Source organism: Haloplanus ruber (genome assembly GCF_024494725.1).
Classification (GTDB): Archaea; Halobacteriota; Halobacteria; order Halobacteriales; family Haloferacaceae; genus Haloplanus; species Haloplanus ruber.
In genome coordinates this window covers 325539-351369 of sequence record NZ_JANHDK010000004.1, presented here as the reverse complement: position 1 = coordinate 351369, position 25831 = coordinate 325539, and the positions used below count along the sequence as shown (strand labels likewise).

Below are 25831 nucleotides of genomic sequence, written 5' to 3'. Positions count from 1 at the left end.
GAGATGACTGAACGGGGTGAGACAACTCTCCGCAAGTATCCGTGGTCCGTTTGCGAGACAGATGAAGGCGAAATTCTCGGATACGCAACTGCGAGTTCGGTGCAGTGAGGTACTAATCGCCGAATCGATAGCCAAAACATGCTTGGACGGATAGGAGGAACATATCGATATGACCACTGAGCTATCGAAGGAAGAATATAATACGTTACTCTGTGAGTCGGGGGTTGGTGTCTTAGCTCTCACTGACGGCTCAGAAGCATATTCGATTCCCGAATCATTCGGTTATGACGGTGAGACACTATACTTCCAGTTCGTCTACAAACCAGATAGTAAGAAGATGGCCTTTCTCGAAACAACGGAGACAGCGACGTTCACCGTCTACGACGAACAGCCAGCAAAGAGCGTCATTGTAAGTGGAACACTCGAACCGGTCCCAGAAGACGAAGAACCCAAGGCCGCGACAGCAATCACAGAAAACGCCTCCATCCCTACGCTGAACATCTATCCCGATACGACACCCGACGAGTTCACAATGGATTACTATCGCTTAACACCGAACTCAATCACTGGCCGACAGTTCAACGCATTCACCCCCGGACCCAACGACCAATAAGCACCCTTCAGGAATCGGCTGTTTCAGACACTAATCTGTCTGAAGGATAGGATTTCAACAGAGCCTACTACGTCTGTATCGGTGCTTAAAATCACACTTTCTGCTGAATCTAGTCGGCTACGTTAGCGTGAGACGTGGTCTTATATAATCGTAACAAGAAACAAGGGGTATGAACGAGGGAATCCGGTCAACGGAAGAGAACGCAGCCCTCTCGGCACGCAATATTGGGGGAATTGACTCCGCATCTGTTGAGTTCTGCATGGACTTTGCGTAGCCAACAGGCAATTTAACACCAAACGGCTCTGTTGAAATTCTCAGAGAGTTACAGGTTCGAGCAGTAGTGTGACCGAATGCAGGCCCTCCCGAAATCGCGGTTACTCCGGTTTGTTGAGCAGGCGTATCACTTGGCTCGGCGAGCTGTCGCTCGGTACTCCTCTAAGTTCTCGAAACGCCGGTCCACACTTCATTAACACATCTTTGGCTGGATGCAGGACGGCGTCTTCGAGCTGTTCGACCGCAAAGGACGACTGTACCGCTGGGAGACCGAAGAGGAACTCGTCGAACCGGTCGACGTCGCTAGGCGTGCCGGTCGCAAGGTGACGTGCCCACTCGATGGCCCACTGGAAGACGGGATCCGTGCCGCCCTTGCCGTGAATGTACCACCATCGGGCCGCTTTCAGCACGACCAGCGGATTCGTCGGCGGCTGCTCACCGGCGAGCCCACGGGTGATGGACTCGATTTCGTCGGGGACATCGGCGGAATCGACCTCCCCTGATTGCGTGTTGTCGATATCGACCGGGATCTCGTCGACCGAGACGTTGTCGGGACTCTGTTGTTGACTCACTGGAAGTCACCTCTGAGAGCTTTCGAAGGAGCCCTCGCCCTCTCTGGGGGCACGAAAAACAGGTCGCGAAGTCACGGCGGCGGGAGGTAGACGCTCTGCTCGCCGGCAGACCCTTTTGCGCTGGACGTGGGACTTCGCTTGTTAGTCAACTACTGCTTGGACTGGCAGCCGTTCGAGGCGGCGATGGCATGGGATACAGAGATTCAGCAGGTTACTCGGAACATCTGCATCGTCGACCGACCGGTCTGTGGCTTCGGTAATGTCGAGATCGGTTATCACTAGCGGGAGGAGACTGGCTGGCGTGATCTGGTAGGTACTGACAAACAGAAGTAGCAACCATCCGGACGTGATGGTCGTCCCGTGCTACACTGACTCGGGGGCGAATGGACGGTCCTCAGTCGGTCCGGTCACTATCCTCCATCAGGGACGATACGATGAGTCGCTCGATTCCACGTCGAAGGAGCCCACCGGCTGCCGGCTGAGAGATGTCCAGTTCAGCGGCGACCTCGCCGAGCGTTGCGTTCCGTGGTTCTTCGAAGTACCCCGCTTCGAACGCAACGAGGAGTGCTTCTCGTTGACTATCGGTTAATCCAGCGTCGGTAGAGCCTAAACTGGCGTATTCGTTCACACGTAATAACTCGATGGCGATGTCTTGCCGTCGTGCAGTATCCCAGAGGTCGGCTAGGTTCGTTCGTTCGGGCATCCAGATGGAGAATAGCCAAGCATCTCCGTCGTTCTCCATATCGAGTACGACACCGTTCGCCGTCGAGATGACTGGTGAGAAGACCTTCGCTTCGTCCGTATATTCGAAGCTATAGATCGCTTTCCCGTGTCTAGTTTCGATCAACTGTTCGAATTCGCCAACGGTGTGGTCGTTCCGTAATCCCTCTTCGAATCGGCAGAAATCAGATGACTCTACACGGTAGAAGAATTTCCCCGACGTCGGGTCAGTTCCTGCTTCTGACACCGACCTGACGTTCGAACTTCGGTCGTGTGCGACGGTTTCCGTGAGCACTACGTCGGGATGCTCAATTCGCACAACCGCTTTAATATCGCTCATCGTTCCGTGAGGTAGGCGGTTTGCGTATATGGCCGTTCGCAATCACGAGATCGACGTTCTCGTTGCCCGTCTGACGCAAGCTTCCGGGGACGGTGTAGTCCGACTGATCCCCGTTTGGGTGGTTGTGTGGCATTGGTTTCGAGGTATCCACTAGCTATTTCGGAGGTTCTATGCCGTGGTTGAATAGGTATCCCCAGAGGCGCTCAAGCCGACTGGTTTCGCTTGATGGAGTGATCCCGGCAGGGAGATAGAATTCTAAGTCGGTCGAACTGTCTCGATCGTCGGCGCGGGTCTTCGCTGCCATACGACCGGATAACGACCCGTAATCGCATTGCTCTGCAGCTTATTCGTATAACAGATTTATTAGAACCGTACTTTTTGTACACCTCGATCGCCGCATCAGTATACGATAACTGACAGATAGAGTTGACCGATCCCAGCGATGATCATCACAACGCCGGCGAGCCGCTTGAGCCATCCGACATGAGCCATTACGCGATTTGCGTTACTGATGATGCCGACTCCGGTTGCGACGGTTGTTGCAGCCATTAGTACAGCGACAACACCGGCATAGACTCCTAATACGAGCATCGCTGCTTCGGTCGAGAGGGTGATAGCCCGGGCTACAACTGCGAGGAAGACTGGGGCGACGCATCCGGCACCAGCTAATGCGTATCCCGCGCCAAAAAGACCGAAGCCGAGAACGCTTGATCGGCGCTTTGGAAGTGATAACGACAGTGACGGAGCGCGGCCGAATGCGACAAGTAATCCGAAGATGACGAGCAATCCGCCGACCAGTGTCTCAAAAATGGTGATATCTGACAGTGCCTCGTGGCCGACCCACGCCGTGGCCCCGCCCAGCAACGCAAACGTCGCAAGTACGCCCAACGCGGCTGCCACTCCTCGAATCCCCGCGCCTGTGATAGAGGCGCTTCCGGTGTCAGTAGAGTTCACGTAGAAGCCAACGTAGCCCGGCAGCAGGGGGTAGGCACACGGTGAAAAGAACGTTGCTACACCCGCTGTGAGGGCGAACGAGGCGTTTGTCAGAAGCGTCTCGCTGATCATGCGTTGAGAGCGATTTCGATTCCTGAGACAAGCTCGTCGGCGGTGTGAATGCCGGACTCAGACCACTGGATCCGGCCAGTCCGATCGAGCGCCACAGCAGTTGGATAGGCCCCTACGTTGAGTTTCGCTGCAAGTTCAGCAGTTACATCAGCAGCAACCAACCAATCACCGTCGTTTTCACGCCACCACTCAACGACCGTTTCCTCGCTGACCGACCCACCAACATCTTCAGTTGTTACCGAGACGAATAGTACCTCATCACCAATCCGGTCCTCGGTCTCACCGAGTGCTGGCATTTGTTCCACACAGGGCGCACACCAGGTCCCGAAGAAGTCGACGAATGTGGCTTGATTATTTGGGGGGATCGTCACCTCACCATCGCGGCTACCTGGCGCTTCGATCGTGTCGAGTGTCGTCGGCTCGACTGGCCCCAGTGTCTCGTTCCCGTTGCTGAAGATATCAGGGATTGTCCCGGTCGCGACGAGTCCAGCGCCACCAATTGCCCCGACACTAGCGAGTCCAGCAAGGAGGTTCCGACGCTTCATCCTGTGACCACCTGCTGGAAATCATTTTCGACGATCTCGACATCGACCGACGCACCGTTCGGGTACGCCCGTTCGACGATGCCACGCTCGTTCACGAGAAGGATCAGCCCGTAGTGCGGGAACTGATACTCCAGATTCTCGAGATCCTCAGCAGGCCGCTTCTCGATGACGAGCCCGAACTGTTCTTCCAACAGTTCCTGCCCTGCTTCGTAGCTCTCCGGCCGAAGGAAGTGCCAGTTGTCGGCGTCGAGATTGACCCCCTGCTGGCGGGCGTACTCGCGGAGGACATCGGCCGTGTCACGCTCGGGGTCAAAGGTGTGTGCGAGAAAGGCGGCGGCGTCGCCGTACCCACCCTCGACAGCGACTTCCTGTGCCCGCCGCAGTCGGAGAATGAGGGCGGGACAAACGCCGTCCGGACAATTCGTGTAGAACGATGTCCAGAGGATGGTTCGCTCCTCTTCAAAATCAGTCGTTGAAATATCTTCACCCGTAATCGGGTCGGGGACGGTGAACTCGGGCATCTCGTCGCCGTAGCTTGGATGAGCGGCTTCACTTAGATCCTGTTCAGGCGGGCCAAGGACTGTCCCCTCAGCGCCAGATTCAGTAAGTACGCCGAGGCAACCAGCGACGCTTGCGGTAGTCCCGGCTGCGGCGATCGACTGTAAATACCTTCGTCGATCCATATTCTTGGCTTACCATCATCCGAACAATTATTATCTGGCGTTTTGCACTGCCAGCAAAGAAGGTATGTCTGTGTTTATCGTTCGCAGGACGACGAAGAGGGCCACAGTTGGATGGCAACACCAACAATCCCAACGGCTATGGCTGAGACAAGGATTCGAATTATGCCGCCACCGAATGCCGCTGTAGCCCCTCCAGCAACGGTGGCTCCGGCTGCACCTGTCGCTGCTGGTGCCGCAAAGAGGCAGCAGAGACTTACGGCACCGCCGAGCCCGATTAATAGCCATCTGTTCTTCGAGTCCGTGTCTTCAGCTTCGCCTGTTGCAGTGTCTGTCATTCTGTATGTTTGCTAGTGAGTTTGACTTCCCTGTTCTTCCATACCACAGGCGTCACATGTACTCTGTGAACGGCTGTAGAGAAGTCCTGCAAAGAACACGACACTTACGATACCTAAGAGGGGTCGTAACGGGTCGAAATACGTCATCAGTGCGGAGCTGCTAAACAAGGCGAGCAGAAACGCATTACAGATTGGACAGCCGAATGCCAGAAATCCCACCACTGTTCCTGCAGTAGCTGTCTTCTCATCATTGCGCTGGTTGTTGGTTCGTTGGAAGGTGTATACTCCAAAGAAGGCCGCAGTAGTGGTGAGAAAGAGATAATCCAGCGGCGTTCGTGGTACCTGCCGAATGTAGAGAGGATTCGGAATCAAGCCCGTGACAATCCCAAAGAGCACGAACGCACCGGTACTGATGACTACTGTTTTCAGGTAGCGTCTTGATGACGGTCGCATTCCTATCCCCGTTTCGATCTCCGGTTAATAAATCAGGATGGCTCTTTGCCCGTTCGTAGAAAAGCTGATTCGATTTCGTGGGAGCACCGTTTTGTTGTCCATAGCAACGACACGTTTGGTGTGACCAAATCGTCGCTTCTTTGCAGATGAGCTCGTAATATGGGTATATGACGACAGGGGAAAACAGCCAGTCTGCGGCCCTCTTAGAGCTTTTCGCAGACGACTACTCTCGGGAAATCTTGATAGCTGCTGATGAATCCCCCAGAACGGCGAAAGAGCTCAGTCGGCGATGTGATGCGTCGTTGGCGACAATCTACCGTCGTATCTCCACCCTACAGGAACACGGTCTCATCAGAGTCCATTCGACGATCGGTTCTGGTGGCGAACATAAACAACGATTCGAAACGACAATCGAAACGCTCCATGTCGCCATTTCCGACGGTGATCTCGAACTGTCCGTCGAGACACGGGACGAACTCGCCGACAACTTCACCACACTCTGGAAGAATTTCCGCGAGAATATATGATTAGCATCCCGATTATAGTAATAAAGCTGATCGCACTCTCGCTGAGTCTCTCTGTTGCGTATCTTGCATTCTATGCGTATCGCCGGAGTGAAAGCAGTCCGATGTTCTACGTTTCGATCGGATTCGTCTTTATCGGAATCGGTGCGATTTGTGAAGGACTTATTCTCAATACATTCAACACTCCGCTACTTTCAGCCGCGCTCGTTCAATCGGGACTCGTCTCTCTTGGGATGTTACTGATTTTGCGGTCTATTATGCTTGATCCGGAACAACAGAACATCTAGCAGAACGCCTACAGTATTGAGACTATTTTATGAGGACGGGATGTGTATTGAGCAATCAGACGAGTACTTGGGCGTGTCGTGATCAGCCTATTGCCGTGGCCCAAACCCGTGAGTCTCGCCGCAGTGTCTTTCGCCAGATCGTTAAACAATCGTACGTCGACTGGCCTGCATATGAGTCCACTCCGCTGTTTGATCGAAGGTCTCTCCCCGCTCTAGAATCGGATGTTCGCGTCGTCGCAGAAGCGCGGTTCAACCAAGACGAACACGAGGCCATCGAATCATTCGTCCACGCAGTACCGCTTGCATACATCCGGTTCGATGCCCACGACCGATATGCCAGCTCAACGACCTACGGGATGGAGACGCTGTTTCGCCTATTCCTGCTGAAAGAATGCCATGGCTGGGACCACGAAACTGCGCTCGTCGAATACCTTTCCCAGTATCCCGATCTCTGCGAGCAACTAGATCTAGAGGGAGTTCCAGACCAGTCGCCACTCTGGCGCAGCTGGCACCGCCGATTTACCTCTGGTCTCCGCGATACCGTCGAGACAGCGGCTCGAAACGATCTCTGCCGGCGAGTTCCGGTGAACTCGTCAGCTGAGACGATAGCCGCGGATACGCACAGTCAAGACCTCGTGGTGCGAAAATGTATGGATGTCCGAAGAAACACTATTCGAGTTCGAGCGGGACATGGACGTGGCTGAGGTCGCTCAGTACCTCCGAACGGTTGCAGAACACCTCGAAGCGGGCGACGAATTTACACTTGAGTCCGGCAGTGAATCGGTTACGCTCACGGCACCGAGTCGGGTCGAGTTCGAGGTGGAAGTTGAGCGCGAGACATCGACGTCCGGGGGGTCGGCGGAGATTGAACTCGAATTCGAGTTAGAGTGGGATGAAAACGGGGCTGATACTGGCGACCTCAGTATCGAGTGAAAAGAACCGGACTCAGCCCGGGACACGCTCAGACGGGCGGGTATAGCTTTCCGTCTACTGCTCCCGGTCCTTCTCAGCAAGGAGTTTCTCTCTGGCCGAGTTGATATTCGAGCGGACGGCATCTCCGGTCACGTCGCGGATTCGGGCCCACTGAGTGACGGTGTAGCGCTCGGCTTCCTCGACGACGACCCAATCGACCGCCTCGTGGACCGAGCAGTCGCCGACGATCAGCTCAGCAAGTCGCTCGAGAGAGTCCTGCTCCTCCCACGCGAGCGCGACGTCTTCGAACTCGTGAGCGTCGCGATCGTATACAGCGAATAGTTGGACGGCGCCATCGCGCTCCAAGTCGGCTCGGACATGCGCCGGGAATGACTCCAGCGCTGCGTGCGGCAGGGGGTACGCCGAAGCGTCGTGTAACGAGGCGACATCGAAGGGAGTCAAGCCCCGGTGTGAGATGTCGCCGAACTTCATCAGGTAGCCCGTCTCCGCAGCGAGTTGCGTCCGCCCCTCGAGGAGGTGTTCGGCGAGCTCGGGGTAGTCGTCGCGGTCGACCGAGCTAGTCTTGAAAATCGTCACGAAGTCGCGGTCACCACCAGATCCGGGTTTGTCTGCCATGGAAACACACCACGTAGTCAGTAGTCCGTCGTGGTGAAATACGAGTATGCGCCAGCGAGCCTTCGAAGACGGCGTTTCGTTCGCTTACTCGGAGCGTCGCTGCACAGGTGGCTAGCAATCGGAGTATCCACCCTCGTTGCTGATGCTGGTTCTCGTGAGCGACATGTGCGCGAGCGGTCTCGATCTCGTAGATCCGCGCGACAGCGGTGGGGATGATCAGCCGGACTGATATCGACTGTCTAAGATGGCGGACCAGTTCGTCCCGCCATCTTAGTAAGAGGTCCCCAAGAGCAAGGCGTTAATATAGTCAAGATAGCACTGACCGAGATTAGAATAACAAGGAATAACAAGTTTGAGCGTATCGTTTATTATATGAGTGTCGTCAGTGTGTCCATGCCGGAGGAACTGCTCGAACGTCTCGACCAGTTCGCCGACGACCACGGGTACACGGGTCGAAGCGAGGTCGTCCGCGAGGCGAGTCGGAACCTCCTGGGCGAGTTCGAAGACAAGAAACTCGAAGGCCGGGACCTGATGGGCGTCGTCACTGTCGTCTTCGATTACGAGACGACGAACGTCGAAGAGAAGATGATGCACCTTCGCCACGAACACGAGGACATCGTCGCCTCGAACTTCCACAGCCACGTCGGTGGTCACCACTGCATGGAACTGTTCGTCCTCGAGGGGTCGCTCGAGAATATCTCGACGTTCGTCGGGAAGATCCGTGCCACCAAGGATACGCTCACCGTCGACTATTCCGTGCTACCCGTCGACGACTTCGGTCCGTTGGCCGACATGAAGTAACTCGCTTCTGCGACCGATTCGTGCCGTAGCCGACCAACGTGTGAGCGACCGCTTACACGGCGAACTGCTCGATATCTGGGCACGGACCGCCCAAACCGTCGTGTTCGTCACGCACGACATCGACGAGGCGGTGACGCTCGCCGACCGGGTCATCGTAATGGACGCAGACCCCGGCACCGTCCAGGCCACGCTCTCCGTCGATGATAGATCGCCCGCGCGAACGGACAGCTCACGAATTCGTCGAGTATGTCGCACAGATCAGAGACGAACTCGGAGAGCCTGGCGATATTAGCTTCTGATAGCTCGTTCCTCTGTTCTTAATAACAGTAGAACCGTTACACCAGTATATCTATTATCTTTGAGTCGGAAGTTATTATATGCCCATCGTGAGCTCCTCGATGACGAAGCAGCTCCGAGACGATCTCGATCGGTTCGCCGAGGACCACGGCTACAGCGGTCGGAGCGAGGTGATTCGTGAGGCTTGCCAGTCGTTGCTTGATGAGTACCAGGAGACCGAATACGAGGGTCGGCTGGTGTTGGGAACGATCACTGCCGTCTTTGGATACGACGCACCGGAGATCGAACGGCGGATGATGGACCTTCGCCACGAGTTTGAAGCCGCGATCCGGTCGAACTCGCACAACTGTCTCGCTGACAACGCAGGCTGTGTCGAGACGTTCGTAATCGAAGCCGAGTACGATGTCGTCCTGGATTTCATCGCAACCGTGCGAGGCGTGGACGAGTCCGTGTCCGTCGAGTACACTGTTGTTCCGGTCGACGTGATGAATATCGAAGCCGGGGAGTCACTCGAAGAAAGCACGGGCTAGCCGCTGGAGGACAGGTCGCAGAGACGAGTTGTTATCAACGATGACCGTCTTATCCCCAAAGAGTTGTTATCCGCGCACTCTGGAGAAGGCAAGTTTATTATATCTGAGTTCAAAATTGGCAAGATAGCTATGGCACATATTCACCTCGGCGAAGGCTCGTTCCCGCTGTGGGCACTGGTCCTGTGGACGACACTCGGCGTCGCGCTCGTCGGCGCCGTCGTCTACCGGATCCGGAAGGGTGGAATCAAGACCCACCAGATCGCACTCGCCGGAATAGGTGCGGCGGCGAGTTTCGCGATCTTCCAGCTAAACATCCCCGTCTGGGGTGGGATTCACATGAATCTCACCGGCCTCGTCGGTATCCTGGCCGGGCCACTGCTGGGCGCGCTCATCGCGCTCGTCGTGAACATCTTTTCGGCGGCACTCGGCCACGGTGCGGTCGGCCTCCTGGGTGCGAACACGCTCGTTAACGCGAGCGAAGCCATCGTGGCCTACTACGCGTTCAGGACGCTGCTCCGGATGGACTGGGACATCTTCCCCGCGGGCGCGAGCGCCGCGACCCTCGGCCTCTCTGCCGGGGCGATTCTGATGGGCGCGATCATCGTCATCAGCGGTGTCAACGGCAGTGCCCTGCCCCGCGGTGATCTGACGATTGCCGTCGCCGGGCTCGTGGGGCTCAACCTCGGTGTCGCCGTCATCGAGGGCATCCTGACCGGCTTCGTCGTCCAGTTCCTCGCGTCGGTCCGGCCCGACCTCGTCGGTCTCGTTGACCGCACCACCAGTGAGGAGTCCGCCGGGGTGACGGCCTGATGGATCGCTGGAAGCAGTACGGCGGTCTCGCCGGGCTGTTCGCGGTCTGTCTCGCCGCCGGCCTCTGGGGGTTCACCTCGACCGGCGGCGCGCTTCCGTGGGCCAAACGGTCCGCACAGGCGCTCCAGCGCGGCGCACGCGAGGGCGGCGGCGCGCTCGTCGACCTCGGTCGCGGGATCGTGGTCGCCGGCCCGATCCGCCAGGGCGGACTGGTGCTGGAGTTCCTCGGCGTCGTCGTCCTGCTTGCCGTCGTCGGGATCGGCCTGTACGTGTACACCACCCGCTCCAGCGATCTCGACGACTCCGAACGCGCGGCCCCGTAACCGTGACGACGCTCTCGAATCACGTCCCCGACCCGCGGCTGATCACGGCCTACTCCGAGCACCGCGAGGGGCCGCTCCACCGGGTCAACCCATGGACGAAGGTCGGCGTCGTCGGCGCGCTTGTGCTGGCGGTGACGGTCGTCGAGAGTCTCCCCGTCCTCGCGGGGCTGTACGCCGCGACACTCGTGGTCTACGGCATCGCTGGACTCCCGTACCGACGACTGGGCTACTGGTACACGCTCCCTCTGCTGTTCGTCGTCTCGGTGGCGGGGCCGCTGGCCTTCCTCGAACCCGGGGTACCAATCGGCGGGGCGCTCACCACCCCGATCGGCGAGCTCTCGGTCACGTGGGCGGGCGCCTCGCTGTTCGGCGAACTCACCTGTCGGTCACTGACCGTCGTGACGTTCGCGCTAACGGCGACGATGACCACCCGGTACGCCGACATCGCCTACCTGCTCGGGCGTCTACTCCCCCGACCGATCGACCAGGTCGCCCTGCTCACCTACCGGTTCACGTTCGTCATGATCGAGACGCTCGAAGACCTAGTGAAAGGCGTGCTCGCTCGCGGCGCGTCGCTCTCCGAGTTCTGGGCGAACCGTCGGATCTACGCCCGCATCCTCGGGATGACGCTGTTGACGGCCATCGAGCGCTCCGAGCGGCTGGTCAAGTCGATGGAGGCCCGCGGCTACGACGGCGACATCACGCTGTACGGTGACGTCCCGCGACCGCCCGCTCGTGAGGTCGTCGCCGTCGTCGCCTGCTACGCCGGCATCGTCGCGTACACGTTGGTCGTTGCCTACCAGGTGATCCCGGTATGAGTACCGATCGCTCGGAGGAACGGACGCCGCTGGTCGACCTCCAATGTAAGGCGCACACCTACCCTGACGGCACCGTCGGGATGCACGAGGTCGACTTCTCGGTCTATCCCGACGAGGTGGTCGCGCTCGTCGGCGGCAACGGGGCGGGCAAGTCGACGCTGCTCGAACACCTGAACGCCACCCTCGTCCCCGACAAGGGCGAACTGGTCGTCGACGGCACCGCGATCACCGAGGACAACAAGGCCCACGCGCGGAAGGCAGTCGGCTTCGTCTTCCAGGACGCCGATACACAACTGGTGGCGCCCACGGTGCTGGACGACGTGCTGTTCGGCCTCCAGAACTACGGGATGGCTGGCGAGGAGGCAGAGCGTCGTGCCCGCGAGGCGCTCGCGACGGTCGATGCCGCTCACCTCGAAGACCGGGTGCCCCACTACCTCAGCGGCGGCGAGAAGCGCCTCGTCGGTCTCGCCGGCGTGCTCGTGTTAGAACCCAGTGTGGTCGTCCTCGACGAGCCGCTGGCGGGCCTCGACCCCGAACGGTCGCGGCTGGTCGCCGACCGGATTCGACAGATCCACGAGGAGGGGATCAGCGTCGTACTGTCGACCCACGACCTCGAGTTCGCGGCCGAGGTCGCCGACCGTGTCTGCGTGATGGCCGACGGCAACGTCGTCGGGAACGGCACGCCCCGCGAGGTGTTCTACGACGACGAGCTGCTGGAGCGGGCGAACCTCCACCCGCCGGCGGCGATCCGCGTCGCCCGTGACGCGGGACTCGATACCGGCGCCCGGCCCGTCACAGAAGCCGACCTCGTCGCGCTCCTCTCCGACCGCGGGGCTCCGTCCGAAACGATCCGCGCAGAGTCGCTCGATGGTAGCAGCGGAGACTGAGCGTCTCCCCCAGTACCTCGCGCCACTTCCCACCCGAGTCGAATCTGTGGCTCTCCGGTACGCGTGGGGAATCGTCGCGATCAATCTCGCGGGCACCGCGTTCGGCTTCTGGTATTACCTCCCGCAGTTCCGACTCGAACCGGTCGTCATGTGGCCAGTCGTCCCAGACAGCCCGACAGCGACGCTGTTCATCGCCTGCTCGCTGGCGCTATACAAACTCGGCCGGTCGAACGAGTACCTGAACATGCTGGCGTTTTTCGGCTGTATCAAACTCGGCCTCTGGACGCCGTACGTCCTGACAGTGTTCGCAGACGCGTTTCTCGCGACGGTCACGCCACCACCACAGGTAGTTCCACTACTGGGACGAGAGCTCGCGTCGAACGCGATGTACGCCTTCCTGTTCGCCTCGCACCTCGGGATGATCCTGCAAGCGTTCCTCATCCATCGTTACAGTGACTTTCCCGTTCGAGCGATTCTCGCTGCCGTGCTCTGGTACGGGTTCAACGACCTCGTCGACTACTTCGTCCCGATTGTCGGGACACCGCATCACACCCTCTTGCCAGTCGAACCGATTGTGAACGGCACTGTCCAGCACGTCTCCCCAGCACACGAGATCGCAGCTGCGGGCGCTATTGCGCTCACGATACTGGCGACAGTGCTCGCCGTCGCGACTCGACGAGTGAAAACAAAACGAGTTCACAGATCTGTCTCCCCCTGATAGCGACCATTGGCTGCCGTATCGTAACAGCACGGGTATCTCGAACATCGGGAAACTGGTTCGCCCACCGCAGCCCACTATGATAATATGGTGTCTAAATTTGCTAATGATTCATAAGTGTGGAGTATAGATTAGCATACGATGCGCACTAGCTTCAACATCCCCGACGACCTTCTTTCCGAGTTCGATGAAACGTGGCAGGCAGAGGGGTTAGAGTCCCGCTCGCGTGGCGTCCGCGAGGCGATGCAGGAGTACATAGAGGGACACACCAAACTGGAGGATATCGAAGGTGACGTCGTCGTCATCATCGCGTTCGATTACGAACACGAATCGGTCATCGAAGACATCCACGACGTACAACACCAATTTCAGGACGTCATCACGACCACGAATCATATTCACGAAGGAGAGTGGTGTCTCGAGACGCTCTTCTGCGGTGGACCCGCCTCACGTGTCCGAGAACTCACGTACCGCTTACGCGATTTCGAGGCGGTGAGCCGGGTCAAACTGATGCTCCTCGCTGAGCACTAGACTACATTTACGACTTGATGTGTTGTTCAATGGAATCGGTACCCAGTGAGGTGATCGAGTAATCCACTGCCCGGACATCCGGCACTGCCCGGACGGTGTTGACGAATCCGGATAGTGCCTCCGTGGGTCCCTCCAGGACGTACAATTCCATACAGTACTGGTCCTGAACGTGAGCATGGGTAGTCGCGGAGACGATTGTATCGTACTCGTGACGGACTCCTGTGAGCCGTTGTTGGACTGCGGGTTGACAGTACTCGAAGACCACCGTTACTGTACACATATGCTTCTGCCCGTCGATATTTCGCCCCTGAAACTCTTCGAGCAGTGTGCGTGTGCCTTCGCGTACGACCTCGCTCCGGCCACTGTAGCCGTGTTCGTCGGCGAACCCGTCGATGCGTTCGAGTAATGCTTCGGGCATCGAGATGCTAACGACACTCATATGCTAAAATACTATTCTATTTTATTAGTTTCTATTATGACTTCTACCATTAAGACGTAATAATTAGTATTTTAGTAGAGTAGATTCATAACTCGCGTATGCCGTTCAACAACGACCCGATCCCGGTGACGATCCTCAGCGGAAGCCTCGGTGCTGGCAAGACGACGACTCTTAACCACATTCTCAGTAGCGAGCGAGAACTGAACGCCGCCGTCGTCGTCAACGACATGGGCGAAGTGAACGTCGACGCCGACCTCGTCGAACGCGAGTCGGAACTCACCCAGAGCGACGAGGAGATCATCGAAATGTCGAACGGCTGTATCTGCTGCCGTCTTCGTGGCGACATGCTCGACGAAGTGGGGCGATTGGCCGAGGAGCGAGACTTCGAATACCTCCTCGTGGAATCGTCTGGAATCAGCGAACCGATTCCAGTCGCCCAGACGTTCGCACGCGGGTTCGAGGACGCGGACTTCGACCCCACAGGGGTGTACGAACTCGACACGATGGTCAGCGTCGTCGACGCACACAGCTTCTGGCAGGGGTTCGACTCCGGGCAGGCACTCACCGACGACTCGGTCGACCCCCAGGACAATCGCGTCCCGGAAGAAGCGCTCATGGACCAGATCGAGTTCTGCGATGTCCTCCTGTTGAACAAGTGTGACCTCGTCCCGGACGGCGAACTGGACGAGATGGAGGCCGTCCTGAAGACACTCCAACCGCGCGCGGAGATCATCCGAACGGAACACGGCGCAGTCGACCCCCGTGAAATCCTGAACACTGGGCGGTTCGACTTCGACGCGGCAAGTCAGTCCGCCGGGTGGATGCGCGAACTACAGGACGGACACCATCACGAGGCAGCCGCCGAGGAACACGGCGTCACCTCGTTCGTCTTCGACGCCGACCGGCCGTTCCACCCCGAGCGCATCGCTCGTCTCTTTGCCGACCTCCCTGACGGAATTATCCGCGCGAAGGGCTTTTTCTGGTCCGCCGGTCGCGAGGACGTCGCGATGGGACTCGACAAAGCAGGCCAGTCGGTCCGAGCAGGTCCGAAAGGGACGTGGATCGCCACGCTCCCGAAGGCCGAACAGGAGCGCTACTTCGCTGCGCGGCCCGGAATCAAAGAGGACTGGGACGACCAGTGGGGCGACCGTGGATCGGAGCTCGTGTTCATCGGCCGCGAATTCGACCAGGAGACACTGGTCGAGCGACTGGAAGACTGTGTCCTCTCGGACGCAGAGATGGAGGAGGACTGGAGTGTGTACCCGGACCCGTTCGGTTTCGAGGATCAGCGCGAACTGGCACTGGCCGACGACTAATGAGCTTCGACGACCAACCCCCGGTCACGATCCTGAGCGGGGGACTCGGGGCGGGCAAGACGACCCTGCTCAATCACCTCCTCACCGTCGGCGGCGAACAGTACGACGTCGCCGTTCTCGTCAACGACGTAGGCGAGGTGAACGTCGACGCCGACCTCATCGAGAACGGCTCCGAACTTTCGATGGAGGACGGCGGTGTCACGGAGCTGTCGAACGGCTGTATCTGCTGTGGGCTGCAGAACGAACTCGATCAGGAACTGAGACGCCTCGCCTTCGACGAGGAGTTCGACCATCTGGTCATCGAGGCCTCGGGTATCAGTGACCCGGTCCCCATCGCCCAGCGGTTCGTCTCACCAGCGCGTGCGTCGGCACTGTACGATCTCGATACGACCGTCACAGTAGTTGACGCTGCACAGTTCCATCAGGCGTTCGTCGATGGCCGCCCACTCAAGTCGACAGACGACGACGCCCGACCGCTGTCGGATCTCCTCGCCGAGCAGGTCGAGTTCTGTGACGTGCTCGTCCTGAACAAATGCGATCTCGTCTCAGAGGCGGAGCGTGAGGCCGTCGAACGCGTCGTCCGAACACTTCATCCGGGGGTCGAGATTATCCGAACGACCGAAAGCGCCGTCGACCCGGAACGTGTTCTCGGAACGGGTCGGTTCGATCAAGACGAGGCGAGTAACTCTGCACAGTGGAAACAGGCACTCTCGCCTAGTCACGGAGACGGCACAGACGTCGACCCAGACGGTCACCACGAGGGCCAGACGGAGACGGACGACCACAGTCACGAACAGGGGCGTGACGACGATCACGACCATAGTCACGACGAAGAACACGACCATCTCCACCCGCCCGAGGAATTCGGTGTCGACTCGTTCGTCTACGAGCGCCACCGACCGTTCCATCCCGAACGGTTCAGCGAGTGGCTCCGTTCGTTCCCTGGGTCCGTCGTCCGAGCGAAAGGACACCTGTGGATCGCTGGCCGAGAGCGCTACGCGCTCGACCTGAGTCAGGCGGGAACACAGACCCACGTCGAGGTAAACGGTCGGTGGGCGGTCACACTTCCCGAGTTCCAGCGCGAGTCCTACCGCGAATCATGGTCGGATCTCCACTGTGACGAACAGTGGGGAGACCGTGAAGTGAGACTCGTCTTCATCGGCGCTGGAATGGACGAATCCAGTATCGCCGACGCCCTCGACGATTGTCTCGTTTCAGAGGCGGAAATGGACGAGAACTGGGACGGGTTCGAGAATCCGTTCCCAGGAACGATGGAGTGGTCGCAGCCCCCGATGGAACAACGCCTCGTGGTAGGTGGCCTATCGTGATCCAGAATGACCGCGAACTTCCTCCAGCAGAGGACCGACGGACGACGGATGCCGACGGCCACGACTGTATCGACCCGCTGGGCGTGGCCATCGTAACGGTGTCCTCGTCTCGCGGAGATAGCGTCGAAAAAACCCCGCCAGACCCGGGTGGCGACGCCATTGCGAGCATCCTCGTCGAAGCGGGACACGTCGTCACGTCACGCCGGATGGTCCCAGACGACTACGTCCGGATCAAGACCACGGTGAGCGAGTGCCTGAATCGCCCGGACGTCGACCTCGTCGTGACCACAGGCGGGACTGGGGTTACCGTCGACGACGTCACTCCGGACGCGGTGACCGAGCTCTTCGACCGCGAACTGCCGGGCTTCGGCGAGGCGTTCCGATGGCTCTCGTGGGAGGAGGTGCGAACGCGTATCGTCTCGACCCGTGCAACAGCGGGCATCGCCCGCGGCGTGCCAGTGTTCGTGCTCCCGGGAAGTGTGAACGCCGTCGAGCTCGCCACGGCAGAGATTATCAGCGAGGAAGCCCCGCATCTCGCTGGACTCGCAACCCGACACAAGGTGGAGTAGATGCAGGGTTCTAAAATGTATCAGGAGGTAATCCTGGATCACTACCGTAACCCTCGAAGGTGGGGCCGCCTCTCGCCGGTTACTTTCTCGCACACTGGCGAGAACGCCTCCTGTGGCGACGAACTCACGTTCGACCTCAGGCTCGCCGGGGACGGTGAGACGATCGAAGAGGTCGCGTTTACTGGAGAAGGCTGTGCGATCAGCATTGCGAGTGCGAGCCTGCTCGCCGAAGAACTCCCGGGAATGACGCTCTCGGAGGTTCGTGACCTCGACCGCGAGGACGCCCTCGAGCTCCTGGGAATCGAGCTGACGCCGATGCGCGTCCCGTGTGCTGTGCTCGCGGAGAAAGTGGTTCAGGACGGCGTCGAAAGCTACGACGATGGCTAACAACCCTGTGCGTGTCCAATTCGGATGATACGACGCCTCTTAACCGGTAATACCAAATTGACGCTGTCAAGCCAGCCACGGCAGAGATTATCGTTGAGGAAGCCCCGCATCTCGCCGGGCTCGCAACCCGACACACGAACGAGAAGTCCGGCGGTGAGGTGGACTGATGACCACCGAGGGACAAGAATTTACTTTCCGATGAAATTGGTGAGACACAATTAATGACCACGATAGAAGCAGACGAACTACTTCCGGGCGAAAAGATCAGACAAGCTGTCATTGCCGGAGATGTCACACAGCTGCATCGCGGCGACAAACACGCCTCCGAGGGTGACCGCTTCGAAATCGACGACGTCATCTTTGAGGTGACGACGGTACGAGAAGAGCGACTGGGTGATATGACGGACGAGGACGCCCGAGCCGAGGGCTCGCCGAACCTCGAAGCCTACAAGAAGCGAATCGAACGCACCCACGATACAACCTGGGACGACGACGATACCGCCGTCCTCCATCGGTTCGAAAAAGTAGGATAACAACCCATTCGCTCTCGTGTAGACTGGCGGAATAGTGTGTTAACAGACCACTTATCCCCTTAATCTCGGCTGCAGTGCCTGAATACGTCGAAAATTCGATCAGAACGTCGGCCGTGAGAGCCAGTTTCGCTACACTATAAGAGAGTGACCCCATTTTGACTCCGTTGAAACCCTCGGAAGTTGATACAAACGGCTCGTTGCATACGGAGGGCCCGTCACAGCACGCCTGAATATTTAGGATAACCAAAAATAGAGTTCGAGCTTGAGAAAGTTTCTTTTGTTTAGAGAGGCGAATACTTGGTATAGTGATTCTGAGCCACATCGTGCTGGTGTTCGTCGCCGGTTTGGTAACTGCGTTAGCCACCGGACTGGGGGCGATCCCGTTCTTTTTTATCGAGGAGTTCAGCGATCGTTGGAATGTCGCCCTCTGGGGAATTGCCTCCGGCATTATGGTAGCCGCGTCACTGTTCGGTCTCATCAACGAGGGGTGGCAGTACGCCACTGGCGGGTTTCCAACCCTGATGGCCGGTGGCCTCCTGACGGGTGCCATCCTGGTCGAGGCTTCCGACCGGTTGCTCGATCGAATTGATATCGGTACGGACGATCACGCCGAGACCAATCACAGACACGGTAACGACAGCGTCGGTGGGGAACATACTGGCACCACGACAGAGATTAATACCGACGGTGGATCAAGACCCGCCACAGATATTGGGACGCAGGGACCGGACGACCACCGACTGGAAGCGAAGGCGTTTGCCGACGGTGATGTGAAAACGCTGGTGTTGATCCTCGGTATACTCACTGTGCACAGTTTCCCCGAGGGGGTTGCTGTGGGCGTCTCCTTTGCAGAACTTGGATTCGAGGGGGGCATGAACGTCTTCGGCGTCGCGATCCCTGTTCTGGCCGTCTTCATGACGGTCGCGATTTCGATCCACAACGTCCCCGAAGGAACCGCGATCGCAATCCCGATGCGTGCGATGGGGCTTTCGAAGTGGCGGATGGTCGGTGCAGCGGTGTTTTCCAGCCTCCCACAACCCATCGGGGCCGTTATTGCGTTTGCCTTCGTGACGTGGGCCGAGTCTTTCCTTCCGTTCGGGTTTGGCTTTGCCGCCGGTGCAATGATCTATCTGGTCGTCACAGAGTTCATTCCTGAAGCCCTTGAGACCGGTAGTGACCTTCCGTACGGCGGTTACCGTGCACTTGCCGGTGGGATCTTTGCCGGGGTTGCGGTGATGGTGCCGCTGTTGTACGTCTGAACCGGCCGTCCACTTCGAATCTTGACCGGCTATGGCGCTATGTGAGATACACGCTCCGACTCGCACGGTATCGGAGAATCATGCTTCTGCTGTCCGTTCTTGTGTGTCGGGGTGAGAGCGTAGGACGAACCCTGTCAAAGGAAACGCCTATCGGCTCGCTTTGATTCAATCGTCGACTCCGAGGCGGTGAGCCAGCCTGTATCCGGATCGGATGGAACGTCGAAGTCGGGAACGAACGGCTTGATATCCAGCAACGGTGTCCGATCGACGACATCGATACCGTTGACGATCACCGTGTCATCCGTGACGGATTCGATCTCGACGACGGAGAGACCGATCCGATTCGGCCGCTGCGGAGCTCGCGTCGCAAAGACTCCCCGCCGTCCGTCATCGAGAAACGGTTCGACCTCCAGCGGAGTAGCGTCACCCGATTCATGAAAGTGATACAGCAGGATACAATGCGTAAATCCGTTGAGGTCCTTTAGTCCATCCACGTACGCCTCCCTGAGACCGATGGTTCCCTCTGCAGCGGCGTCCCCTACCGGTTGGATCGGCATTCCATCTGGTGATTCGAACGGTGTCCGGATTACTCCGATGGGCTCGTACACGAACTGATTTTCAGACACAGCTATCGTTGAGCGTTCGACTGACAAATCAGTTCGTGACCGGTACGCGTTTTGTAGTCAGCACCGTCTCAACGGGCTATCAGGCGGTGACGCCGAGGGTTTCTAGTTCTTCGGTGGAGTACTCCGCACGGAGTTCCCCCGTCGAATGTTCTTCGAGAACCGCCGCTCGCTCTTCGTCACTCATCTCGGTCAGGTCGCTGAAACAGTGGCACATTACAGTCGCACCTGAGCGCCACAGCTATAAAATGCCTGTTAGCATGCTTCTCTGGCTTGTGTAATACGGGATCTGAGGTAGCAACGATTAGCAATTCTAGGGGCCACATTAGTTATCTCAGCGCAAGTTAGTAAGAAGAGCCTCTATTTAGTGAATTCTTGCTAACTTAGTATCTCTAAATCATAGCATTTATTATCTAGTCTACTATTGTTAACAACAGATGCCTCGATACACCCGACGACGACTCCTCGCAGCTGGACTCGGTACGGTAACTATCGGCTCACTCGCGGGCTGTACGTCGAGCAACGACGACTCCGGTGCGGCGGAAAGTGACGGCTCGACGGCAACAGAGAGTGCCGGGCCGATCGCACAGTCCTCGTTCTTCGTATTCGGGGACTGGGCCAGTCAGGTTGCGGGCGACACCGCGACCGCAGAAACGCTCGTCCCGGTCGGTCAGCACGGCCACGGCTGGGAACCGGGGCCACAGATTCAGGGGACGATTCGCGAATCCGACCTGTTCATTTACGGGATGGACGGGTTCCAGCCGTGGGCGGACGACATCGTGACGACCCTCCGGGACGACGACGCTGACGTTTCCCTCCTCGCGGCAGGCTCCAGCATCGACCGCCTCGAAGGCGGCCACGACCACGGGACCGAGCACGAAGAGAGCCACGACGGGGAACACGAATCCGAAGGCGAACACGGTGGTGAGGCGCCCTGGGAATGGGCCGGCCTCTATCACCTGGACGCGGGCTCGTACACGTACACGTTCCAACCGGGGCCGGACCCCGAAATGCAACTGGCCGTCCTCGAAACCGACGAAAGCGGAGACCACGGCATCCAGCACGTCGAAGAGACGGCTCACACGCTCTACGAGTCGGACCACGACGCCCACTCGGAGGTCCAGACCGGCGGCACGCTCACCCCCTCCTCGGAGAGTCTCTACCATCTCCAGTTCGCCGACTCGGGCGAGTCGACGTACACGCTCGATATCCCGTCGTCGGGCCACTACGTCCTGTTCAGCCAGCACGTTCCCTCGGAGTTCGACGCGGCGCTCACCGACGAGAGTGGATCGATGGTCGACCCCGAACTGACCGAGAGCGCTGGCAGCCACGACCACGAGGAAGAACACGAGAGTGAACACGAAAGCGAACACGAGGGTGAGCACGACCACGAGGAAGAACACGAAACGGGAACTCAGGAGAGCGAAGGCGGCGACGGCCACGACCACAGCGGTGAGGACCCGCACTTCTGGCTGGACCCGATGCGGGCGAAGCAGGCCGTGAGTAACATCCGGAGCGGGTTCGTGGACATCGACGGCGACAACGCCGGTGCCTACGCCGACAACGCCGAGTCGTATCGATCCCGCCTTGACGAGCTCGATAGCTCCTTCCAGTCGACTCTCGAGAGCGCATCGAAGGACGTCATCTTCGTCGCCGGCCACAACGCATACCAGTATCTCAGCCAGCGCTACGGTTTCGAGGTGGAGACGCTGACGGGACTCTCCCCGGACGACCAACCCACACCACGGGACATCGAGCGCGCACAGGAGATCATCGCCGAACACGACCTCCAGAACGTCTGTTCCGACCCGCTGGAGTCCCAGGAGGCGGCGAACCAGCTCGTCGCCGAGACCGACGCCACCGAGGTCCTCCCGCTGACCGCTATCCCTGGCCAGACACAGGAGTGGGCCGACCAGGACTGGGGCTACGTCGAGGTCATGGAGAACATCAATCTGGAGACGCTGAAGCAGGCGCTCGACGCAGAATGAGCGACACCACGTCTGGCGACACGGATCCGGAGTGGGACGGGAATGCCGAACCCGGTCCTTCCGAAGACCCCCGCTCGGGATTGATGGCACTGGTCACCGACGCGACGGAACGGCCCGTCTGTACGATCTATCCGCCGGACGTGGCCGTTCCGTATCGGACGACGACCTGGATCACGGCGTACGGGGATTCGTTCGTCGACCTCGCCGACTACCGATGACGACAGCAACGACGGAGACGGATCGGTCGGCGGAGCCACTCATCAGCGTCGACGACGTCACGTTCGGCTACGGAGATATCCCGGTTCTCGAGTCGGTGTCGATCGACGTCGAACCCGGGTCCTTCCTCGGGTTGGTCGGGCCGAACGGGAGCGGCAAGAGCACGCTGCTCGATCTGATGCTCGGACTTCGTCGACCGGACGAGGGCACGGTTTCGCTGTTCGGCGAGCCCGCCCACGAGTTTGACGCCGGCGAGCGAATCGGATACGTCGCACAGAACGCGACGAAGGCGGCGCGCAACATGCCGATCACGGTTCAAGAAGTGGTCGAGATGGGGCGGTACCCGCGGCGGCTCTTCGGTCGGTTCTCGGCGGCGGACCGGCGAGCGGTCGAGGGGGCGCTGGAAGAGGTCGGCATCACTGATCTCGCTTCTCGGCGGGTCGGCCGACTGTCCGGTGGCCAACGACAACGAGTGTTCATCGCCCGTGCGCTCGCCTCGGAGGCCGACCTGCTTGCGCTCGACGAACCGACGGTCGGCGTCGATGCCGAATCCAGAGAGGAGTTCTACAGCCTCCTGCACGACCTGAATGCGACCGGGTTGACCGTCATCCTCATCGAGCACGACATCGGCGTCGTCACCACCTACGCGACGGACATCGCCTGTATCAACCGCCAGCTGTACTTCGACGGCAATCCCGACGAATTCGTCGAGACGGATGCCCTCGCGCAAGCGTACGGGACCGACCAGCACGTCCTCCAACACGACCACTAATCATGTTTCTCACATACCAACGCCTCGCCGGAACGCTACTCGCCGAATTGCCTGCCCTATGGTTCGGCCTCACGGGCCCTATCGAGTGGTTCCTCGACACCGTGGTTGGCCCCACCATGGACCTCCTGGCGGAGGTTCTCGAGGCGCCGATGCTTACCTATCCGTTCATGCAGCGGGCGTACCTCGCCGCGGTCTGTATCGCCGTCATCGGCCCACTGGTCGGAACCTTCCTCGTCCATCGGGAGATGTCGATGCTCAGTGATACGCTCGCCCACACCGCCTTCGCCGGCGTCGCCGTCGGTCTGTTCCTCAATTCGGCCCTCTCCCTTTCGTTGTCGCCACTGCTGACTGCGTTCGTCGTTGCGATCGTTACCGCGCTGCTCGTCGAGTTACTCGTCGAACACGCCGGCGCGTACACCGACACGTCGCTAGCGATGGTGCTTACGGGCGGGTTCGCCGTCGGGAGTATCCTCATCACCGCGACTGACGGCGGCATCGCGGTCGGTATCGACGCCTACCTCTTCGGGAGTCTCGCGACCGTCTCGACGGCGAACGTCGGTATCCTCGTCCTGATGAGTCTCATCGTCGGCGGCCTCGTCACGCTGACGTACCGGCCGCTGCTGTACGTCACGTTCGACGCCACCGCCGCGCAGGCGGCCCGACTGAACGTCCGCCTCTACAAACGCCTCATGGTCGTGCTCACGGCACTGGTCGTCGTCAGCGCGATGCAGATCATGGGCGTCATCCTGGTCGCCGCGATGCTCGTCGTTCCGGTCGCCGCCGCGGCGAAAGTCGCCGGGAGTTTCAAGCAATCCATCTCCCTAGCGATCCTCGCTGCTGAGTTCGCGGCGATAGCCGGGGTCACACTATCGTACGTCTATGGGATCGCGGCCGGTGGCTCGATCGTCGTTGCGGCGATTGCCGTGTACGCCGCCGTCCTCGGTGTCCAGAAACTGGCGCACCGTCTCCCGACCCTGCAACGGCTCAGCAGCCTATGGACCAGACAGCCCCGAGACGGACTTGAAGCCGACGGAGGCGAGCGAGAATGACCCCTGATGGACCGGACGCCGCCCACACGTCAAGCGGGCCACAGTCCTACGAGTACGTGATTATCGGTGGTGGTCTCCATGGGACTTGCCTGGCGAACTATCTCCTCACGGAGGGCGGACACGCTCACCAGGACCTCTGTCTCGTCGACCCTCGCGAGCAGTTACTCGCGTCGTTCGCGACGAAGGCTCGTCAATGCGGGATGCGAACGCTCCGGTCGACGTTCGTCCACCACATCGGCACAGAGCCGTTCTCGCTCGAATCGTTCGCGGAAGCCGCGGGTCGGGAGGCCGAACTCGTCTCGACGGAGGACTATCCGAATCGACCGACGCTCGAACTCTTCCTCGACCACGCTCGATACGTCATTGACCGACGTGGCATCGACGAGTGCCACCTCCAGTCGAAGGTGACTGGAGTTACCAGAAATGGAGCCGGTTACCGACTCGACGTGCAGACGGAGGCGGGGATGCTCGAAGCTCGCCGTGTCGTGCTGGCCATCGGGCTCGGTGGCCCGCGGACGGTCCCGACGTGGGGGGCGTCACTCCCGGACGACGCCCCGCTCGTTCACGTCTGGGACGACGAGTTCGACCCGACGACAGCAGCGAATTTTGCGGGGCCGACGTTCGTCGTTGGGGGCGGCATCACCGCTGCGCAACTTGCCTGTAGCCTCTCGGAACACACGGACGTGACACTCCTTTCGCGTCACGACCTCGAGATCGAACTGAGCGAAGCCGACCCGTACTGGATCAACTGGCGCCACATCGAACAAGAGGTTCACACGCTCCCGCCGGGGTCAGAAGCGCGTCTCGACCGGATTCGAGCTGCCCGCAACGACGCGACGATCCCGCCGTACGTCGAGCGTCGACTGGATGAGGCTCGCGACTGTGACGAGCTCGAAGTCCGCCGCGGCGAGATCACGTGTGCATACGCCACAGACGACGGCTTGCTCGTGCGGTTCGACGACGGCACGACGGCAGCGAATGCGCAGGTCGTCCTCGCGACCGGACTCGATCCGGTCCCGGAGCACCCATTGGTCGACTCGGTCGCTGACTCCTTGTCACTCGAACGTGGTGCAGAGGGATTTCCCCTCCTCGACGATGAGACGCTCGCGTGGCGAGGGACCGATGGTACCCGTTCGTCGGTGTACGTTTCTGGAGCGCTCGCAGAACCCAGCGTCGGCCCCTTCGCCCGGAACATCGTCGGCGCTCGTCGAGTCGCAGAACGGCTGCTCACGTCACGACATAGAGCCGGTTCAGACCGAGCACCGTCGGCCAATAAAGGAGAATCCTGAGATACCCGGAGCTGTGAGGCAATAGAAATATTAGAATAGAACCAATCCAACTGTTCCACGCTGGTCAATTAATGATATCAATTTTATATTAAATTATGACTGTTTATATTTCTGAATCATAAATCAAGAAGCAAAGTTGTTGAGTGAGAGCAGACGTATTGAATTACCGTCGGTGGCAGGGTTCACCTCCGCTGCTTGCATAGCACATCTCCGTCGGGCAGGCGACACACAGTACTGACGGACGCACCACCGACCGACACGACAGCTCTCAGAGCCTCGTCTACCGAACCCAGATTTGTATCAGTTTCGGGCGGCGTGCGACGAACGCCCCGCCGCCGACGCCCCCATCACTCCCGAGGGCTGTCTACTGCACAACACGGAATAGCAGTG

General features: G+C 59.2%; 32 protein-coding genes and 3 pseudogenes. 25 read left to right on the top strand and 10 right to left on the bottom strand.

The window, feature by feature from the left end:
* The first annotated feature begins 169 nt into the window (after window positions 1-169).
* Together NO878_RS14670 and NO878_RS14665 are read left to right on the top strand one after the other, a co-directional pair.
* Window positions 170-613, top strand: coding sequence for a pyridoxamine 5'-phosphate oxidase family protein (locus tag NO878_RS14670; protein WP_256406711.1), 444 nt, complete (start codon window positions 170-172; stop codon window positions 611-613).
* A gap of 350 nt (window positions 614-963) precedes the next feature.
* Window positions 964-1080 (top strand): annotated as a pseudogene (locus NO878_RS14665) (IS5/IS1182 family transposase); the annotation flags it as partial.
* Between the two features lie 33 nt (window positions 1081-1113).
* Here the strand turns inward: NO878_RS14665 and NO878_RS14660 are convergent.
* From NO878_RS14660 to NO878_RS17330, 6 genes and pseudogenes are all read right to left on the bottom strand, one after another.
* Window positions 1114-1458 (bottom strand): annotated as a pseudogene (locus tag NO878_RS14660) (DUF8013 domain-containing protein); the annotation flags it as partial.
* A 394-nt stretch (window positions 1459-1852) separates the two neighbouring features.
* Window positions 1853-2518 (bottom strand): helix-turn-helix domain-containing protein, encoded by a 666-nt coding sequence (locus tag NO878_RS14655; protein WP_256406710.1) that lies wholly within the window; start codon window positions 2516-2518, stop codon window positions 1853-1855.
* 399 nt (window positions 2519-2917) lie between these two features.
* Window positions 2918-3583: a cytochrome c biogenesis CcdA family protein gene (locus NO878_RS14650; RefSeq protein ID WP_256406709.1), complete on the bottom strand. Its 666-nt coding sequence runs from the start codon at window positions 3581-3583 to the stop codon at window positions 2918-2920.
* Window positions 3580-4128, bottom strand: a complete 549-nt coding sequence (locus NO878_RS14645) for a TlpA family protein disulfide reductase (RefSeq protein WP_256406708.1) — start codon at window positions 4126-4128, stop codon at window positions 3580-3582. The genes NO878_RS14650 and NO878_RS14645 overlap by 4 nt, the downstream gene beginning before the upstream one ends.
* Window positions 4125-4811 carry an SCO family protein gene (locus tag NO878_RS14640; protein ID WP_256406707.1) on the bottom strand — a complete coding sequence of 229 codons (687 nt, stop codon included), beginning with the start codon at window positions 4809-4811 and terminating at the stop codon, window positions 4125-4127. Before NO878_RS14640 ends, NO878_RS14645 begins: the two co-directional genes overlap by 4 nt.
* A 347-nt stretch (window positions 4812-5158) precedes the next feature.
* Window positions 5159-5599, bottom strand: a complete 441-nt coding sequence (locus NO878_RS17330) for a hypothetical protein (protein ID WP_379823226.1) — start codon at window positions 5597-5599, stop codon at window positions 5159-5161.
* Window positions 5600-5766: 167 nt separating this feature from the next.
* On the opposite strand from NO878_RS17330, the gene NO878_RS14635 reads away from it, so the two are divergent.
* From NO878_RS14635 to NO878_RS14630, 3 genes are all read left to right on the top strand, one after another.
* Window positions 5767-6126: an ArsR/SmtB family transcription factor gene (locus tag NO878_RS14635; RefSeq protein ID WP_256406706.1), complete on the top strand. Its 360-nt coding sequence runs from the start codon at window positions 5767-5769 to the stop codon at window positions 6124-6126.
* Window positions 6123-6410, top strand: a complete 288-nt coding sequence (locus tag NO878_RS17325) for a DUF7521 family protein (RefSeq protein ID WP_379823228.1) — start codon at window positions 6123-6125, stop codon at window positions 6408-6410. Before NO878_RS14635 ends, NO878_RS17325 begins: the two co-directional genes overlap by 4 nt.
* Before the next feature lie 654 nt (window positions 6411-7064).
* Window positions 7065-7343, top strand: coding sequence for an amphi-Trp domain-containing protein (locus NO878_RS14630; protein WP_256406705.1), 279 nt, complete (start codon window positions 7065-7067; stop codon window positions 7341-7343).
* Between the two features lie 54 nt (window positions 7344-7397).
* On the opposite strand, the gene NO878_RS14625 is transcribed toward NO878_RS14630, so the two are convergent.
* A complete protein-coding gene (locus NO878_RS14625) occupies window positions 7398-7958 on the bottom strand; it encodes a hypothetical protein (RefSeq protein WP_256406704.1) in 561 nt (186 codons plus the stop codon).
* A complete protein-coding gene (locus NO878_RS17405) occupies window positions 7930-8172 on the bottom strand; it encodes a DUF8129 domain-containing protein (RefSeq protein WP_481128861.1) in 243 nt (80 codons plus the stop codon). Before NO878_RS17405 ends, NO878_RS14625 begins: the two co-directional genes overlap by 29 nt.
* A gap of 158 nt (window positions 8173-8330) precedes the next feature.
* Between NO878_RS17405 and nikR the strand changes: the two genes are divergently transcribed.
* From nikR to NO878_RS14580, 9 genes and pseudogenes are all read left to right on the top strand, one after another.
* Window positions 8331-8759, top strand: coding sequence for a nickel-responsive transcriptional regulator NikR (gene nikR, locus NO878_RS14620; protein ID WP_256406703.1), 429 nt, complete (start codon window positions 8331-8333; stop codon window positions 8757-8759).
* A 31-nt stretch (window positions 8760-8790) separates the two neighbouring features.
* Window positions 8791-9058 (top strand): annotated as a pseudogene (locus tag NO878_RS14615) (nitrate ABC transporter ATP-binding protein); the annotation flags it as partial.
* Window positions 9059-9157: 99 nt separating this feature from the next.
* A complete protein-coding gene (locus tag NO878_RS14610; protein ID WP_379823301.1) occupies window positions 9158-9586 on the top strand; it encodes a CopG family ribbon-helix-helix protein in 429 nt (142 codons plus the stop codon).
* 129 nt (window positions 9587-9715) lie between these two features.
* Complete coding sequence (locus NO878_RS14605; protein ID WP_256406701.1) at window positions 9716-10396, top strand: energy-coupling factor ABC transporter permease; 681 nt, start codon at window positions 9716-9718, stop codon at window positions 10394-10396.
* Complete coding sequence (locus NO878_RS14600; protein ID WP_256406700.1) at window positions 10396-10719, top strand: cobalamin transport operon protein; 324 nt, start codon at window positions 10396-10398, stop codon at window positions 10717-10719. Before NO878_RS14605 ends, NO878_RS14600 begins: the two co-directional genes overlap by 1 nt.
* A gap of 2 nt (window positions 10720-10721) precedes the next feature.
* Window positions 10722-11537 (top strand): energy-coupling factor transporter transmembrane component T family protein, encoded by an 816-nt coding sequence (locus tag NO878_RS14595; protein WP_256406699.1) that lies wholly within the window; start codon window positions 10722-10724, stop codon window positions 11535-11537.
* Entirely contained in the window at window positions 11534-12424 is an 891-nt protein-coding gene (locus NO878_RS14590) for an energy-coupling factor ABC transporter ATP-binding protein (RefSeq protein WP_256406698.1), read from the top strand. Before NO878_RS14595 ends, NO878_RS14590 begins: the two co-directional genes overlap by 4 nt.
* Window positions 12405-13142 (top strand): DUF1405 domain-containing protein, encoded by a 738-nt coding sequence (locus NO878_RS14585; protein ID WP_256406697.1) that lies wholly within the window; start codon window positions 12405-12407, stop codon window positions 13140-13142. The genes NO878_RS14590 and NO878_RS14585 overlap by 20 nt, the downstream gene beginning before the upstream one ends.
* Before the next feature lie 141 nt (window positions 13143-13283).
* Entirely contained in the window at window positions 13284-13673 is a 390-nt protein-coding gene (locus NO878_RS14580) for a CopG family ribbon-helix-helix protein (protein WP_256406696.1), read from the top strand.
* A gap of 7 nt (window positions 13674-13680) precedes the next feature.
* On the opposite strand, the gene NO878_RS14575 is transcribed toward NO878_RS14580, so the two are convergent.
* Window positions 13681-14112: a CopG family ribbon-helix-helix protein gene (locus NO878_RS14575; RefSeq protein ID WP_379823235.1), complete on the bottom strand. Its 432-nt coding sequence runs from the start codon at window positions 14110-14112 to the stop codon at window positions 13681-13683.
* 98 nt (window positions 14113-14210) lie between these two features.
* On the opposite strand from NO878_RS14575, the gene NO878_RS14570 reads away from it, so the two are divergent.
* The 6 genes from NO878_RS14570 to NO878_RS14545 all read left to right on the top strand — a co-directional run bounded on the left by NO878_RS14570 (window position 14211) and on the right by NO878_RS14545 (window position 19504).
* On the top strand, window positions 14211-15428 hold the full coding sequence (locus NO878_RS14570) for a GTP-binding protein (protein WP_256406694.1): 1218 nt from the start codon (window positions 14211-14213) through the stop codon (window positions 15426-15428).
* The gene (locus NO878_RS14565) at window positions 15428-16756 is read left to right on the top strand and encodes a GTP-binding protein (protein WP_256406693.1); all 1329 of its coding nucleotides are present in this window, start codon (window positions 15428-15430) and stop codon (window positions 16754-16756) included. Before NO878_RS14570 ends, NO878_RS14565 begins: the two co-directional genes overlap by 1 nt.
* The gene (locus NO878_RS14560) at window positions 16753-17325 is read left to right on the top strand and encodes a MogA/MoaB family molybdenum cofactor biosynthesis protein (protein ID WP_256406692.1); all 573 of its coding nucleotides are present in this window, start codon (window positions 16753-16755) and stop codon (window positions 17323-17325) included. The genes NO878_RS14565 and NO878_RS14560 overlap by 4 nt, the downstream gene beginning before the upstream one ends.
* Window positions 17326-17712 (top strand): iron-sulfur cluster assembly scaffold protein, encoded by a 387-nt coding sequence (locus NO878_RS14555; protein ID WP_256406691.1) that lies wholly within the window; start codon window positions 17326-17328, stop codon window positions 17710-17712.
* Window positions 17713-17933: 221 nt separating this feature from the next.
* Entirely contained in the window at window positions 17934-18245 is a 312-nt protein-coding gene (locus NO878_RS14550; protein WP_256406690.1) for an ASCH domain-containing protein, read from the top strand.
* Between the two features lie 302 nt (window positions 18246-18547).
* Entirely contained in the window at window positions 18548-19504 is a 957-nt protein-coding gene (locus tag NO878_RS14545) for a ZIP family metal transporter (protein ID WP_256406727.1), read from the top strand.
* 134 nt (window positions 19505-19638) lie between these two features.
* Here the strand turns inward: NO878_RS14545 and tsaA are convergent, their stop codons facing one another.
* Window positions 19639-20130, bottom strand: coding sequence for a tRNA (N6-threonylcarbamoyladenosine(37)-N6)-methyltransferase TrmO (tsaA, locus tag NO878_RS14540; RefSeq protein ID WP_256406689.1), 492 nt, complete (start codon window positions 20128-20130; stop codon window positions 19639-19641).
* A gap of 434 nt (window positions 20131-20564) precedes the next feature.
* Here tsaA and NO878_RS14535 point away from each other — a divergent pair, with 434 nt between their 5' ends.
* From NO878_RS14535 to NO878_RS14515, 5 genes are all read left to right on the top strand, one after another.
* Entirely contained in the window at window positions 20565-22115 is a 1551-nt protein-coding gene (locus NO878_RS14535; RefSeq protein ID WP_256406688.1) for a metal ABC transporter solute-binding protein, Zn/Mn family, read from the top strand.
* Window positions 22112-22333 (top strand): DUF7511 domain-containing protein, encoded by a 222-nt coding sequence (locus NO878_RS14530; RefSeq protein WP_256406687.1) that lies wholly within the window; start codon window positions 22112-22114, stop codon window positions 22331-22333. The genes NO878_RS14535 and NO878_RS14530 overlap by 4 nt, the downstream gene beginning before the upstream one ends.
* Entirely contained in the window at window positions 22330-23103 is a 774-nt protein-coding gene (locus NO878_RS14525) for a metal ABC transporter ATP-binding protein (protein ID WP_256406686.1), read from the top strand. The genes NO878_RS14530 and NO878_RS14525 overlap by 4 nt, the downstream gene beginning before the upstream one ends.
* A 116-nt stretch (window positions 23104-23219) precedes the next feature.
* Window positions 23220-24152: a metal ABC transporter permease gene (locus NO878_RS14520; RefSeq protein ID WP_256406726.1), complete on the top strand. Its 933-nt coding sequence runs from the start codon at window positions 23220-23222 to the stop codon at window positions 24150-24152.
* Complete coding sequence (locus NO878_RS14515) at window positions 24149-25441, top strand: FAD/NAD(P)-binding protein (RefSeq protein ID WP_256406685.1); 1293 nt, start codon at window positions 24149-24151, stop codon at window positions 25439-25441. The genes NO878_RS14520 and NO878_RS14515 overlap by 4 nt, the downstream gene beginning before the upstream one ends.
* Window positions 25442-25831 lie beyond the last annotated feature (390 nt).

Coding starts and splice junctions, on each gene's coding strand:
- NO878_RS14610 (WP_379823301.1), top strand. CDS start 9,158: ATGACGAAGCAGCTCCGAGACGATCTCGATCGGTTCGCCGAGGACCAC.
- NO878_RS14520 (WP_256406726.1), top strand. CDS start 23,220: ATGGACCTCCTGGCGGAGGTTCTCGAGGCGCCGATGCTTACCTATCCG.
- NO878_RS14640 (WP_256406707.1), bottom strand. CDS start 4,811: ATGGATCGACGAAGGTATTTACAGTCGATCGCCGCAGCCGGGACTACC.
- NO878_RS14655 (WP_256406710.1), bottom strand. CDS start 2,518: ATGAGCGATATTAAAGCGGTTGTGCGAATTGAGCATCCCGACGTAGTG.
- NO878_RS14645 (WP_256406708.1), bottom strand. CDS start 4,128: ATGAAGCGTCGGAACCTCCTTGCTGGACTCGCTAGTGTCGGGGCAATT.
- NO878_RS14670 (WP_256406711.1), top strand. CDS start 170: ATGACCACTGAGCTATCGAAGGAAGAATATAATACGTTACTCTGTGAG.
- NO878_RS14565 (WP_256406693.1), top strand. CDS start 15,428: ATGAGCTTCGACGACCAACCCCCGGTCACGATCCTGAGCGGGGGACTC.
- NO878_RS14555 (WP_256406691.1), top strand. CDS start 17,326: ATGCAGGGTTCTAAAATGTATCAGGAGGTAATCCTGGATCACTACCGT.
- NO878_RS14535 (WP_256406688.1), top strand. CDS start 20,565: ATGCCTCGATACACCCGACGACGACTCCTCGCAGCTGGACTCGGTACG.
- NO878_RS14550 (WP_256406690.1), top strand. CDS start 17,934: ATGACCACGATAGAAGCAGACGAACTACTTCCGGGCGAAAAGATCAGA.
- NO878_RS14575 (WP_379823235.1), bottom strand. CDS start 14,112: ATGAGTGTCGTTAGCATCTCGATGCCCGAAGCATTACTCGAACGCATC.
- NO878_RS14625 (WP_256406704.1), bottom strand. CDS start 7,958: ATGGCAGACAAACCCGGATCTGGTGGTGACCGCGACTTCGTGACGATT.
- NO878_RS14570 (WP_256406694.1), top strand. CDS start 14,211: ATGCCGTTCAACAACGACCCGATCCCGGTGACGATCCTCAGCGGAAGC.
- NO878_RS14600 (WP_256406700.1), top strand. CDS start 10,396: ATGGATCGCTGGAAGCAGTACGGCGGTCTCGCCGGGCTGTTCGCGGTC.
- NO878_RS14650 (WP_256406709.1), bottom strand. CDS start 3,583: ATGATCAGCGAGACGCTTCTGACAAACGCCTCGTTCGCCCTCACAGCG.
- NO878_RS14530 (WP_256406687.1), top strand. CDS start 22,112: ATGAGCGACACCACGTCTGGCGACACGGATCCGGAGTGGGACGGGAAT.
- NO878_RS17330 (WP_379823226.1), bottom strand. CDS start 5,599: ATGCGACCGTCATCAAGACGCTACCTGAAAACAGTAGTCATCAGTACC.
- NO878_RS14525 (WP_256406686.1), top strand. CDS start 22,330: ATGACGACAGCAACGACGGAGACGGATCGGTCGGCGGAGCCACTCATC.
- NO878_RS14605 (WP_256406701.1), top strand. CDS start 9,716: ATGGCACATATTCACCTCGGCGAAGGCTCGTTCCCGCTGTGGGCACTG.
- NO878_RS14580 (WP_256406696.1), top strand. CDS start 13,284: ATGCGCACTAGCTTCAACATCCCCGACGACCTTCTTTCCGAGTTCGAT.
- NO878_RS14630 (WP_256406705.1), top strand. CDS start 7,065: ATGTCCGAAGAAACACTATTCGAGTTCGAGCGGGACATGGACGTGGCT.
- NO878_RS14585 (WP_256406697.1), top strand. CDS start 12,405: ATGGTAGCAGCGGAGACTGAGCGTCTCCCCCAGTACCTCGCGCCACTT.
- NO878_RS14590 (WP_256406698.1), top strand. CDS start 11,534: ATGAGTACCGATCGCTCGGAGGAACGGACGCCGCTGGTCGACCTCCAA.
- nikR (WP_256406703.1), top strand. CDS start 8,331: ATGAGTGTCGTCAGTGTGTCCATGCCGGAGGAACTGCTCGAACGTCTC.
- NO878_RS17325 (WP_379823228.1), top strand. CDS start 6,123: ATGATTAGCATCCCGATTATAGTAATAAAGCTGATCGCACTCTCGCTG.
- NO878_RS14635 (WP_256406706.1), top strand. CDS start 5,767: ATGACGACAGGGGAAAACAGCCAGTCTGCGGCCCTCTTAGAGCTTTTC.
- NO878_RS14515 (WP_256406685.1), top strand. CDS start 24,149: ATGACCCCTGATGGACCGGACGCCGCCCACACGTCAAGCGGGCCACAG.